The organism is Halorubrum alkaliphilum, from assembly GCF_017873815.1.
GTDB lineage: Archaea > Halobacteriota > Halobacteria > Halobacteriales > Haloferacaceae > Halorubrum > Halorubrum alkaliphilum.
The window spans coordinates 57,888-70,592 of record NZ_JAGGKQ010000009.1 but is presented as its reverse complement, the minus strand read 5'-3'; the positions used below and the strand labels follow the sequence as shown (position 1 = coordinate 70,592).

10 protein-coding genes are annotated in these 12,705 nt (G+C 65.5%); 3 read left to right on the top strand and 7 right to left on the bottom strand.

Annotated features, from left to right (window positions below; translation table 11 throughout):
• The first annotated feature begins 74 nt into the window (after positions 1-74).
• Entirely contained in the window at positions 75-1,448 is a 1,374-nt protein-coding gene (locus tag J2751_RS07870) for an LLM class flavin-dependent oxidoreductase (RefSeq protein WP_209484866.1), read from the top strand.
• A gap of 241 nt (positions 1,449-1,689) precedes the next feature.
• Here J2751_RS07870 and J2751_RS07865 read toward each other — a convergent pair whose 3' ends face one another.
• Complete coding sequence (locus tag J2751_RS07865) at positions 1,690-2,319, bottom strand: deoxyuridine 5'-triphosphate nucleotidohydrolase (protein ID WP_280900926.1); 630 nt, start codon at positions 2,317-2,319, stop codon at positions 1,690-1,692.
• Positions 2,320-2,430: 111 nt separating this feature from the next.
• Here J2751_RS07865 and J2751_RS07860 point away from each other — a divergent pair, with 111 nt between their 5' ends.
• Together J2751_RS07860 and J2751_RS07855 are read left to right on the top strand one after the other, a co-directional pair.
• Positions 2,431-4,416 (top strand): aconitate hydratase, encoded by a 1,986-nt coding sequence (locus J2751_RS07860; RefSeq protein WP_209484863.1) that lies wholly within the window; start codon positions 2,431-2,433, stop codon positions 4,414-4,416.
• 106 nt (positions 4,417-4,522) lie between these two features.
• Positions 4,523-4,903, top strand: coding sequence for a hypothetical protein (locus J2751_RS07855; RefSeq protein ID WP_209484861.1), 381 nt, complete (start codon positions 4,523-4,525; stop codon positions 4,901-4,903).
• A gap of 108 nt (positions 4,904-5,011) precedes the next feature.
• Here the strand turns inward: J2751_RS07855 and J2751_RS07850 are convergent, their stop codons facing one another.
• The 6 genes from J2751_RS07850 to rpoB form a co-directional block, all read right to left on the bottom strand.
• Entirely contained in the window at positions 5,012-5,665 is a 654-nt protein-coding gene (locus J2751_RS07850; protein WP_209484859.1) for a 30S ribosomal protein S7, read from the bottom strand.
• Positions 5,662-6,090 (bottom strand): 30S ribosomal protein S12, encoded by a 429-nt coding sequence (locus J2751_RS07845; protein WP_004048726.1) that lies wholly within the window; start codon positions 6,088-6,090, stop codon positions 5,662-5,664. Before J2751_RS07845 ends, J2751_RS07850 begins: the two co-directional genes overlap by 4 nt.
• A gap of 224 nt (positions 6,091-6,314) precedes the next feature.
• Positions 6,315-6,734 carry a NusA-like transcription termination signal-binding factor gene (locus J2751_RS07840; RefSeq protein ID WP_209484857.1) on the bottom strand — a complete coding sequence of 140 codons (420 nt, stop codon included), beginning with the start codon at positions 6,732-6,734 and terminating at the stop codon, positions 6,315-6,317.
• Positions 6,734-7,948: a DNA-directed RNA polymerase subunit A'' gene (gene rpoA2 / locus J2751_RS07835; RefSeq protein WP_209484854.1), complete on the bottom strand. Its 1,215-nt coding sequence runs from the start codon at positions 7,946-7,948 to the stop codon at positions 6,734-6,736. Before rpoA2 ends, J2751_RS07840 begins: the two co-directional genes overlap by 1 nt.
• The gene (locus J2751_RS07830) at positions 7,941-10,868 is read right to left on the bottom strand and encodes a DNA-directed RNA polymerase subunit A' (protein WP_209484926.1); all 2,928 of its coding nucleotides are present in this window, start codon (positions 10,866-10,868) and stop codon (positions 7,941-7,943) included. The genes rpoA2 and J2751_RS07830 overlap by 8 nt, the downstream gene beginning before the upstream one ends.
• A 6-nt stretch (positions 10,869-10,874) precedes the next feature.
• Positions 10,875-12,704: a DNA-directed RNA polymerase subunit B gene (gene rpoB, locus J2751_RS07825; protein WP_209484852.1), complete on the bottom strand. Its 1,830-nt coding sequence runs from the start codon at positions 12,702-12,704 to the stop codon at positions 10,875-10,877.
• Position 12,705 lies beyond the last annotated feature (1 nt).

Below are 12,705 nucleotides of genomic sequence, written 5' to 3'. Positions count from 1 at the left end.
GTCCGGCCGTCCGCGAAATCGACAAGTGCCGCCACTATCTCGGGAGTATTAGGCTCGGAGGTCGTACGACGGGTGTGACCGACCGCTTACATCTCAATCTGTTCACGATGAACTCTGTCGAGCACGTCTCGCCGGGGTCGTGGACGTATCCGGGGGACCGATCGCCGGAGTACACGGACGCCGAGTACTGGACAGAGGTCGCCCGAACCGCGGAGCGGGGCGGGTTCGATGCCGTCTTTTTCGCGGACGTTCGCGGCGTGTACGACGTGTACGGCGACGATCGCGACGTCGCCGTCGAACGGGCGATACAGACGCCCGCGAACGACCCGCAGCTGGTGGTTCCGGCGATGGCTGCCGCGACCCACGACCTCGGGTTTGCCGTGACGCGGTCGACGACGTACACGCAGCCGTACCAGCTCGCCCGGGAGTTCTCGACGCTCGATCACCTCACCGACGGACGGATCGCGATCAACGTCGTCACCTCCTACCTACAGTCGGCCGCCGAGAACCTCGGACTCGAGGAACGGATGGACAAGGAGACCCGATACGACCGCGCCGACGAGTTCCTCGACGTCTGCTACGCGCTCTGGGAGGACTCGTGGGAGGCTGACGCCGTCGAACGCGACCGGGAGACGGGGCGGTACACGAACCCGGAGAAGGTCCATGCCATCGACCACGAGGGCGATCACTTCTCGGTTCCCGGGCCACACGGCTGTGAGCCTTCGCCGCAGCGTACCCCGGTCGTGTATCAGGCGGGATCCTCGGACCGCGGGCGCGACTTCGCGGCGGCCAACGCGGAGGCGGTGTTCGCGAGCCAGCCGACCGAGGAGGGCGTCCGCGAGTACATGGCCGACGTGAAAGGACGCGCCGCCGACAACGGTCGCGACCCGGAGAGCCTGAAGTTCTTCATCGGCGTCGTTCCGATAGTCGGCGAGACGCAGGCGATCGCGGAGGCGAAACACGAGGAGTACAAGAACCACGTCGACGTCGAGGGGACGCTCGCGCTGCTGTCCGGCTTTCTCGACATGGACCTGTCCGACCTCGACCCGGACACCGAAGTCGAACACATCGAGACCGACGCGATCCAAGGGACGATGAACGCGTTCACCAAGGCCCAGCCGAACCGCGACTGGACCGTCCGCGAGGTCGCGGAGTTCTGCGGGCTCGGGACCACCTCACCGAAGATCGTCGGCACGCCCGAGCACGTCGCGAGCGAGTTGGAGTACTGGCACGAGGAGGTCGGTGTCGACGGGTTCAACGTCAAGGAGGTCGTTCGGCCGGACTCGCTCACCGACTTCGTCGACCTCGTCGTTCCCGAACTCCGCGAGCGTGGGCTGGTTCCGCCCGCCGACGCCGACCGCGAGGGCGACACGCTTCGCGAGCGACTCCTCGGGGAGGGGCAGGAGCGGCTCCGCGAGGACCACCCCGCGCGCCATCCTTCAGAGTGACCCCGGTTTATTAATCAGAGAGGCCGTTTTGGCAGACCATCTCTGCCGCCCCCGGCACCGTTAAGTGGGTCGCGCCTCTTTCGTCAGGTGACGCTTCGCTTGGAGGGCCGAAGCGTCAGCGGGGACCTACTGAACGCCGCGGCGTGCCACCTTTTCCCGGCACGCCGCGGCGTTCGTTCCTTTGAACCGGCGAGCAACGGGTGTAGAGCTCGCGATGTGACCACTCGCGCGAGCGACGCGTTCAGAGCCCCTCGGACTGATAGTCGCCGTCGTACGTCCCGTCGTGATCCGCGCGTGCGAGAACCAACTGCGCTATTCGCGCACCGGACTCGATATCGATCGGGTTTCCGACGTCGAGTCGGCCCTCGCCGATTCCCTCGTATCCCGCGTCCCACACCGCCGTATCGAGCGTACAGGCGTTTCGTAACAGCGTCGAGCGCGGAAGCACGAAGCCGATACGCCCCTCCGGAATCCGGACGGGTTCTCCGTATCGGACGACGTACGTACCGGGGTTGAGTCGATAGTCGCCACCCTCCGGTTCGAGTTCGCGGCGGTCGGCGACGCGTTTCCCCTCGCGGCCGATCCGCCCGCGACTCGTCCCCTCGAAGACGGCATCGACGGTGAGATCCACGCCGTTCGGCTGTCGCTGTGCGTCCGCGAGCGACGCGCCCGCGGCTTCGAGCGCGCTCGCCACCGACGATCCGGAATCGAACATACGCGCTTGGAGCCGCGGCGAGAGGAAAACGGTGTCGTCCGGGCGCGGAGGCCGGTGTCGTCCGGGCGCGGAGGGCGGTATCGTCCGGGCGTGAGGGATCGTCACGTCGGATGCTGGGAGGAGTCGATCCGATGAGAGATCACGGCCACGATCCATGAGAACACGCCGTGTTCGCATCAAAAATACCCGCATCTTTCGATACCACACGGTCGATGTGGCGGATCACTCGCGGGTTTTATATTCTCGGGACAGCCATCTTCGGCTGATATGGGACAAACGATTACGGAGAAGATCCTCGATGAGCACCTCGTCGAGGGCGAACTGACGCCCGGCGAAGAGATCGGAATCGACATCGACCAAGTGCTTACCCAGGACACGACCGGTACGATGGTCTGGCTCCAGTTCGAGGCGCTCGACCTCGACGAGGTCCAGACCGAGCTGGCCGCGCAGTACTGTGACCACCAGACGTATCAGTTCGACTTTAAGAACACCGACGACCACCGCTTCCTCCGTTCTGCGGCCGGCACGTACGGTGCCTACTTCTCCCGGCCCGGTAACGGTATCTGCCATCAGGTTCACAAGGAGAACTTCGCCGCGCCCGGCAAGACGCTGCTCGGCTCCGACTCGCACACGCCGACCCCCGGCGGACTCGGCCAGCTCGCGATCGGTGCGGGCGGCCTCGACATCGCGGTCGCCATGGGCGGCGGCCCCTACTACGTCGAGATGCCGGAAGTCGTCAACGTCCATCTGGAGGGCGAGCTCCCCGAGTGGGCGACCGCCAAGGACATCGCGCTCCACCTCCTCGGCGAGTTGACCGTCAAGGGCGGCGTCGGCAAGATCTTCGAGTACACCGGCCCCGGTGCGGAAGGACTCTCGATCCCCGAGCGAACGACGATCACCAACCTCGGGACCGAACTCGGCGCGACCTCATCGATCTTCGCGACCGACGAGAAGACGAAGGACTGGCTCGCGCGTCAGGACCGTGAGGAGGAGTACGTCGACCTCCAGCCCGACGACGACGCGGAGTACGCGGAGACCATCGAGGTCGACCTCTCCGATCTCGAACCGCTCGTGGCCGCCCCGTCGATGCCGGACAACGTCGCCCCCGTCAGCGAGTACGAGGGCACCGAGGTCGAGCAGGTGATCGTCGGCTCCTGTACGAACGGCGCATACGAGGACATCCTCCCCGCAGCGAAGATGCTGGAGGGCCGCGGGGTCGCGAAACACACCGAGATGATCGTCGCGCCCGGCTCCAAGCAGGCCTCCGAGATGCTGGCCCGCGAGGGCTGGACCGCGGAGATGATGGCCGCCGGCGTCAACTTCTCCGAGGCGACGTGTGGTGCCTGTATCGGCATCGGTCACGTGCCCGCCTCCGACTCCGTCTCGCTGCGGACCTTCAACCGCAACTTCGAGGGTCGCTCCGGCATCGAAGACGACTCCGTCTTCCTCTGCTCGCCCGAGGTCGCCACCGCGGCGGCTATCACCGGTGAGATCGTCGACCCCCGCGACCTCGCGGACGACCTCGGCGACCTCGAAGCGCCCGGTCTCGAAATGGGAACGAAGTACAGTCCCGGGATGGGTCGCGACGACAACGACATCATCTCGCCCGACGAGGCGATCGACGACGGCCTCGTCAAGGGCCCGAACATCGGAGACGTGCCGCTGAAAGACGGCATCGACGCCGACATCGGCGGTGAGGCGCTCCTCAAGATGGAGGACAACATCACCACCGACCACATCATTCCGGCGACCGCAGACATCCTGAAGTTCCGCTCGAACATCGAGAAGCTCTCCGAGTTCACGCTCTCGCGCGTCGACGACACGTTCGCGCAGCGCTCGCTCGACGCGGACGGCGGCGTCCTCGTGGCCGGCGAGAACTATGGGCAGGGCTCCTCGCGTGAACACGCCGCCCTCTGTCCGATGTTCCTCGGCATCGAGGCGGTGTTCGCGCAGAGCTTCGCCCGCATCCACAAGGCGAACCTCTTCAACTTCGGTATCGTCCCGCTCGCCATCGACGCGGAGACGTACGAGAAGATCGACCAGGGTGACGACATCCAGATCGTCGACGACGTGCCCGCCGGCGTCCGCTCCGGTCAGGAGGAGTTCACCGTCAGCGTCAACGGCGACTGGGAGTTCACGGCCGACCTCGACGCCTCCGAGCGCGAACGCGAGATCCTCGCGTCCGGCGGCAAGCTCTCGTGGGTCAAACAGCAGCACGAGGGCGGCTCGGACGCCGCGCCCGCCGACGACTGAGTCGATCGCGAACACGTCATAACCTCTTCCGGTTTTTTCGTCGCTTCCGGAGTGACAACCCCGACGGCACGCTTTTGCTTGCTCCGTCCGTATATCCGGGTATCCGATGGCCCGACTCGAATCCCGCTCCGCGCACACCCCTCACGGCGACGTCGAGTACGAGGTCGTCACCTGTGCCAACTGCGGCGAAGAAGTGATCCCCGAAGAGGCGGTTCCCGTCGGTATCGGCACGGAGTCATACACCTGCGGCGGGCTCCCCATCTGCCGGGAGACCCATCGGCGCCCCCGCGAGAGCCACGCCCTCTGTGAGTACTGTGCGGAGGCAACGCTCGGATACACCCGCGAGCCGGACGGCGTCGCCGACCGCGTGTCCGAACTCGCCGAGGAGACCTCTCCCTTCGCCGTCGGCCTCTGGCTCGGAGTCGTCGGCGGCGTCGCCGTCGCCGTCGGCCTGTTGATCGTACAGCTGCTCGTCGGCGTGGTGTGACGTACCCATAGCAGGGACGGTCGGCGACGACGATCGGGTAGTGCTGCTGCTCGCGTTCGTGAATAGTAGATAAAAGGACCTCGACCGTGGTCGCGCGTCGAACCCGCGTTAGCGGGCCGCGGCGGCGACGCGCTCGCGCTCCTCCTTCTGCGAGATGGAGTAGGAGCGCTCGGGATCGTAGTCCGCGGCCGTGACGAGTTCGTCCGCGAGCGCCTCGGCGGCGGAGGTCGACGATTTATACGTCGCGTTGGCGACGCCGTCGGAAATGAACAGAAGCGCCTGGTCGACACGGCGCTGGGGCGCGACATCGACGGCCTTGGGGACGGAGATCCCGCCGTACTTCAGGCGGACCGTCTCCTCGCGGGGTGCGGCGTTCTCGACGGCCGTCACGAGAATCTGGACCGGGTTCTCCTCGGTCCGCTCGTGGATGATGTCGAAGGCGTCACGGACGATCCGCGTCGCCTGCTGTTTCTTGCCGGTGTTCTCGTCGGTCTGCATCAGGCGGTTGATCAGCCGCTCGACCAAGGAGATCTCCGACTTCTTGAACTGCTTGGACGCGTGACGGCCCATCGTGTGCGCGATCGGCGTCACGGTCATGTAGCGTTTCGTCGAGGGGTCCGCGTAGGCGATCTCCGTAACCTCCCAGACACCGAACAGTTTCGCGTTCTCGTTTGCGGCCTCGCTCGCGGCGGGCGCGTCCGGGTCGGGCTCGTCGGCGGCAACGTCCTCCTCGGACGCCGCCTCGGCCTCTTCCCCACTCATCGGACGGGCTTCTCCGCGTTCCCGCGAACGAGTTCGATCATCGAGACGCCGTTGACCTTCTCGACTTTGTAGTTGACGCCGGAGAGGTCGCCCATTGCGCGACCCTTCGCCCCGCCGATCCCGGCGATCGTGACCTCGTCGTGCTCGTCGATGAAGGAGATAGCGCCGTCACCGGGACAGAACGCGGTGACCTGCTTTCCGTTCTTGATGAGCTGAACTCGGACGCACTTTCGGATCGCCGAGTTCGGTTGCTTCGCCTCGATACCAACCTTTTCGAGGACGATCCCGCGAGCCTGCGGGGCACCCTCGAGCGGGTCGGACTTCTTCTTGAGCCCGCGCTCTCTCCGAGCGTACTCGGAGTCGGACCACCGGCGCTTCTGCCGGTCCTGTTTGAGCTTACGGGCGGCATATTTGCCGTTCGCCATCGTACGTCTACTTCCAAACGGAGCTACTTAAGCGTCGTCTTTCCGAGCGGAGAAACGGGCGGAGATCGTTCCATCGACCCCTCTACGTGGATCTGAGGCCGTTTCACTGGTCGGAACGACGGTCGTAAATCGGGTTTGAGTCGGTAAGCGGTTACGAGAACCCGTCGTTCACCGAAAGAGAGGTTCATACGTGTGAAAAGCGGAACCGAGTCGGCCCGGACCCGTCAGGTCAACTGGACGTCGTCGATGTCGTAGTGCCGCTTCGCCAGCGTCCGCGCCGTCTCGATGTTCCGCCCCTCCGCGCCGATCGCGACGCCGCGGTCGGGCTCGGGAACCTCGACGTACGCGACCGTGTCGTTCTGCTCGGAGACCGTCACTGCGTTGACCGCGGCCGGCGCGAGCGCGCTCGCGACGAACGACTCCGCCGTGTCCGCGTCCTCGACGAGGTCCACGGACTTGCCGAGCCTGCGTTCCGCCTCCTCGACCGTCTCGCCCGCCTGCCCGATCGCGGCCGCCATCTCGCCGGCCGGCACGAGGAAGACGAGCCGGTCCTCCTCGACCAGACAGTCCTTCGGCGCGACGCCGGTGAGCTCGTCGAACCGACCGATGTACTGCCGCGCTTGGTCGGAGAGCTCAACGCGCATCAGTCGTCGCTCACGACGCGTGACCCCATGCGGAGGTCGACGTCGCCGGTTCCGATCGAGATCGGCTTGCCGGCGATGACGTTCTCGATGACGCCGTCGAGTTCGTCGTACTCGCCGTGAACCGCGGCGTCGAGCAGGTGGTTCACCGTCACCTCGAAGGCCGCCCGGGCGAGCACGGAGTCCTTCGAGCCGGAGATGCCGTGTCGACCGATCGAGTCGATCTCACCGTTGTTCGTCATGATGTCCGCCACGAGCATGAGGTGCCGGACGTTCACGTCGTCGAGCCCCTGCTCTTCGAGCGTGTTCTTCGTCTCGTCGATGATCGTCTCGCGGGCCGCCTCGACACCGAGGTTGCGGTAGATCTCGTGGATGTTGTTACACGTCGTGCGCGAGGCGTCGACGCCCTCGATCTCGAGGGCGTCCCCGAAGGCAGAGCCCTCGGTGTAGAGGACGAACTCCTCGCCCTCCTCGAGCTCTTCCTTCCGAATGACGACGCGTTCGACTTCCTCGATCCCCTTGAAGACGATCTCTCGGAGCCGCTCGACGAGCTGGAGCAGCTCGCGGTAGCTCGGTTCGTTTGGGCCGAACTCGATGACGGTGCCCGCCTGTCGCGTGTCGACGCCGAGCGCGTCCTCGATCGTCTCCGCGATGATCTCGGCGACCGCCGTCGCGTCGGAGTGGGTCGGCCACCGCTCCAACAGCGTGTCGTCGTTGAGGTCGATCCGAACGAGCATGTCCGCGACGTTCGTCGAGACGTCCCCCAACGCGAGGATCCGCGTCGACTCGATCGACCAGACGACCTCGTGGGCCTTCTCGCGGTCCGTCGCGTACTCGCCCTCGAGGTGAACCGTCATCATCGGCGTGTCGGGCGTCTTCCGGGCGTCCACGAGTTCGATGAGTCGTGGCAGCCCCTGCGTGACGTCGATTTCTGCAACACCAGCGTAGTGGAAGGTGTTCATCGTCATCTGCGTTCCCGGCTCACCGATCGACTGCGCCGAGACCGTCCCCACGGGCTCTAGCGGGTCGACGCGGGTCTCCATGTATCGGTTCTCGACGCCGGTCGCGATGTCCGTCGCCTGCTCGATCGTGATTCCGCCGTGAGCATCGGCTTTCGCCTCCAGCGTCTCGTACACTTCCGTCTTCAGCCGGGAGGGGAGTTCCGTCGACTCCACCACGGCCTCCATGTCGTCGGTAACGTGTTCGTACTCAGTCATCGGATTCCACCCCCAGCTCGTCCGCCTTGTTCAGTCCCGGACCCGAGTGCTCCGAGAGGTTCGTCGGGCGCGAGCGCTCGCCGAGGAACCGCTCCTTCTCCGCGTCGGAGTCGAACTCCGCGCCCATGACGCGGTCGGCGATTCCGTCGACGTCGATGCCGTCACCCTCACCGGAGGACACCTTGATCGGCGAGGTACCGTCCTCGCCGAATTCGAACTGGACGATGCGGCCGGACGTATCCCGGACCGTGCCGTCGTACTGTGCTTCGAGCTCGGAGAGCGCGTTGATGAGTCGGCGCTGGAGGTAGCCGGACTTGGAGGTCCGGACCGCCGTATCGACCAGCCCCTCGCGGCCGCCCATCGCGTGGAAGAAGAACTCCTCGGGGGTGAGACCGCCGCGATAGGAGTTCTCTACGAAGCCGTGTGCCTCCGCCGAGAGGTCGTCCGGCTTGTAGTGGGCGAGCGTCCGGTCTTCGTAGCCGCGGTTGATGCGCTCGCCACGAACCGCCTGCTGGCCGACGGAGCCGGCCATCTGGGTCAGGTTCAGCATCGACCCACGCGCGCCGGATCGAGCCATCACGACCGCCGGGTTGTCGTCGCCGAAGTGCTGGTCGGCGATCTCACCCGCGGAGTCACGGGCCTTCCCGAGCGTCTGCATGATCTTCATCTCCAGCGTCTCGTCAACGCTGCGGCCCGGCAGCGACTCCAGCTCGCCGGCCCGATACGTCTCGATCAGCTCGTTGACGCGGTCGTACGCCGAGCCGATCGCCTCGTCGACCTGCTGTTCGGCCTCCGGCGGGATCGACTCGTCGTCGATCCCGATCGAGAACCCGAAGTGCATGATCGCGCGCATCGCCAGCGACGCGATCTCATTGATGAAGACGCGCGCACGCGTCTCGCCGTACTCCTTGGTGAGGGTGTCGACGACTTCGCCGCCGAACGCACCGACCGCGTCCTCGTCGATGGTCCCCTCGATTAGCTGGCCGTTCTCGATCACCACTGCGTCCCCCGTCGAAGAGGTGAACTCCAACGACAGATCGTCCGGCAGTAGCTCCGAGAACAACGTCTGGCCGGTCCAGTACTCGCGCCCTTCGTCGTCGACCCCGTCCGCCTCGGGCAGCTCGTCGACGCGGGTCGCCCGCAGGAGGTCGAGCGCCTGTGTCTCCGTGAACTCGGGGTTCGAGTGGGTCAGCAGGTAGGTCCCGGAGATGTGGTCCTGAATCGCGCCGATGATGTTCCCGCCGAAACGGGGGCTCAGGATCTGCTCTTGAACGCGCATGAGGACGCGCGCCTCTGCGCGCGCCTCCTCGTTCTGGAGCGCGTGCATGTTCATCTCGTCGCCGTCGAAGTCGGCGTTGTACGGGGGACAGACGACGGTGTTGAGCCGGAACGTCTTGTACGGCATCACGACGACCTCGTGCGCCATGATCGACATCCGGTGGAGCGACGGCTGTCGGTTGAAGATCACGATGTCGCCGTCGACGAGGTGCCGGTTCACTTCCCAGCCGGCCTCGACTTTCTCCGAGAGCTCCTCGCAGTTCTTTTCAGTCACCTTCAGTCGGCGACCGTCGGGACGGCGCACGTAGTTCGCGCCCGGGTGGGCCTCCGGCCCGTTCCGGACGTACTGGCGCGCATCGTCGACGTTGCGCTCGGTGACGTTGAGCGTCTGGGTCATCTCCTTGGCGACGCGGTCGGGAACGCCGACCTCGTTGAGTGAGAGCGTCGGGTCGGGGGAGATGACGGTCCGGGCGGAGAAGTTGACGCGCTTGCCCGAAAGCGACCCGCGGAAGCGACCCTCCTTCCCCTTCAGCCGCTGGCTGAGGGTTTTGAGCGGGCGACCGGACCGGTGTCGCGCCGGGGGCGTCCCGCTGATCTCGTTGTCGACGAAGGTGGTGACGTGATACTGTAACAGCTCCCAGAGGTCCTCGATGATGAGCTGGGGCGCACCCGCCTCACGGTTCTCCATGAACCGCTGGTTGATCCGGATGATGTCGACCAGCTTGTGAGTGAGGTCGTCCTCGGACCGCTGACCGTTGTCCAGCGTGATCGACGGTCGTGTCGTGACCGGCGGCACCGGAAGTACCGTCAGGATCATCCATTCGGGACGGGAGTGTTCGGCATCGATGCCCAGCACTTCGAGGTCCTCGTCCGGGATATCCTCGAACCAGTCACGGACGTCCGAGGGCATCAGCTTGTTCATGTCCTCCTCGGTGAGGTCGATGTCGAGCGCCGTCTCGATGGCGCGACGATCCTCTTTGCGCGGACGGAACTCCCCGGCCATGATCTCGTTGATCCGGTCGAGGGCAATATCCGTCTTCTCGGCGAGCTCCTGCGGCGAGGTTCCGGGGTCGTCTTCCTCCTCGTCGGGCTGCATCGCGGCCGCGATGTGCTCGGAGTAGTCGCCCGAGAGCACGTCCTGAACCTCGTAGTAGGTCGTCGGCTTCTCGTGTTTGATGTCCGCCTGCGGCTCGCCGCAGTGCGGGCACGTCGACGCCTTCCGGGCCTGCCGAACCGCCGCCTTCAGCACGTCGTGGGGGTCCTCGCCGAGCTCCTCGGCTCGCTCCAGTCGGTCACGGAACTCGTCGCGCTGGGCCTCGTCCAGAGCGAGCTTCCCACACTCACGACACGTCGAGCGAAGGAGGCGACGGATGAGTTTCGTGAACCCGACGTGGATGACGGGTGCGGCCAGCTCGATGTGGCCGAAGTGGCCGTTACAGGAGCCGGAGTGGGAGCCGCAGGTTCGACACTCCAGACCGGGGTCGATGACGCCGAGCCGCGGGTCCATCAGCCCCATGTCGATCGGGTAGCCGTCGTCGTCGTACGTGTCCGCCGTGATCACCTTCGTGGCCGACATGTCCCGGTACGTCTCCGGGTCCATGAGGCCGAAGTCGATCCCGCCGAGCACCTTCGGTGTTTGCATTGACATTTAAATCGCGTCCTCCAGTTCGAGTTTCGGTCGGATGCCGAGAGCGATCATCTCGTCGAGCAGCAGCTTGAACGCGTAGCTCACTTCCAGCTCGTGGATGTCGTCCTCGTCACCCGTGACCGGGTCGTACACGCGGCGCTGCTCGCGGTCCTCGACCGCGACGAGTCCGGTCTCCGCGGAGACGTGAACCGTCTCGGCGTCCGAGGACTCCAGCAGCCGCTCGTTGAGCACCATCGACGCGCCGTGGCCGATGATCGTGTCGCGCTCCATCTCCCCGACACGGAGACCACCCTCGCGGGCGCGCCCCTCGGTCGGCTGGCGCGTGAGCACCTGTACCGGCCCGCGCGAGCGAGCGTGGAGCTTGTTCGACACCATGTGGTACAGCTTGTGATAGAAGATCGTCCCGACGAAGATCTCCGCGTCGATCTTCTCGCCGGTGACGCCGGAGTACATGACCTCCTTGCCGGATGATTTGAACCCGTGCTCTTCTAACCCGCCACGGAGCTCCTCCTCGTCTTCACCCTGGAACGGCGTCCCGTCGACCCGCGATCCGCGCAGGGAGCCAACCTTCCCGCCGAGCATCTCCAGCACGTGGCCGACCGTCATCCGAGACGGCAACGCGTGCGGATTCATCACGAGGTCGGGGACGACCCCCTCCTCCGTGAACGGCATGTCCTCCTGTGGCGCGAGGTGGCCGACGACGCCCTTCTGCCCGTGTCGGGACGCGAACTTGTCGCCCAGTTCCGGAACGCGCTGGTCTCGTACCTTCACCTTCGACAGCTTCGAGCCGTCCTCGCCCTCCATCAGCGTCACGGTGTCGACGACGCCGGATTCGCCCGAACGCATCGTTACCGATGTCTCCCGTCGTTTCTGCGGGGAGAGACCGCCCATGTCGTCCGGCTCCTCCAAGAAGCGCGGCGGGCTGGTCTTGCCGAGCAGGACCGAAGACTCGTCTACCTTCGTCTCGGGGTTGACGAGGCCGTCCTCGTCGAGATGGGTGTACGCGTCCTCGCCGCGCGCGCCCCGAACGTCCTGTTCGGGGATCTCGAAGCGGTCCTCCTGACCGCCGGGATATCGACGCTCCTCGCCCTCGTACGTCCGGAAGAAGTGCGATCGGGTGAGCGCGCGGTCGACGGAACCCTGGTTCATCACCAGCGCGTCCTCGATGTTGAACCCCTCGTAGCTCATCACGGCCACGACGAAGTTCTGTGCCGCCGGGCGTTTGTCGAAGCTGATCTGGTCGGATGTCTGCGTTTTCACCATCGCCAGCTGCGGGTAGTGTAGCAGGTGTTGACGCGTGTCCGGCCGGATCCGGTAGTTAGCCGACGGCAGTCCGAGCGACTGCTTCATCATCCCCGCGCCCATGGTAATACGGGGACTCGCGTTGTGCTCGGGGTACGGAATCATCCCCGCACCGATACCGAAGACGAGCTGCGGATCGATCTCGAGGTGTGTGTGGTCCTCGGTCACGTCCTCCTCGTCGACGGCAACAAGGATGTCCTCCTCCTCCTCGGCGTCGATGAATTCGACGTAGCCGCGATCGACGAGGTCATTGAACTCGACGTCGCCGTCGTTGAGAGCGGCGACCTCCTCGTCACCGAGGAGCGGTTCGCCGTTCTCGACGACGATGAGCGGCCGTCGTGCGCGTCCAGCGTCCGCGTTGACGATGACCTCCTGGGTTCGCTCCTTTACCGAGACGTTCACCATGTCGCTCACGTCGCCCCGTCGGCGCGCTTCGCGTATCTGGTCGGCAAGTCCGTGCGGGTCCGGGTGGGTCCCGACGAGACTTCCGTTGACGTACACCTTCGCTTCGCGTTCTGCTTGTGCCATA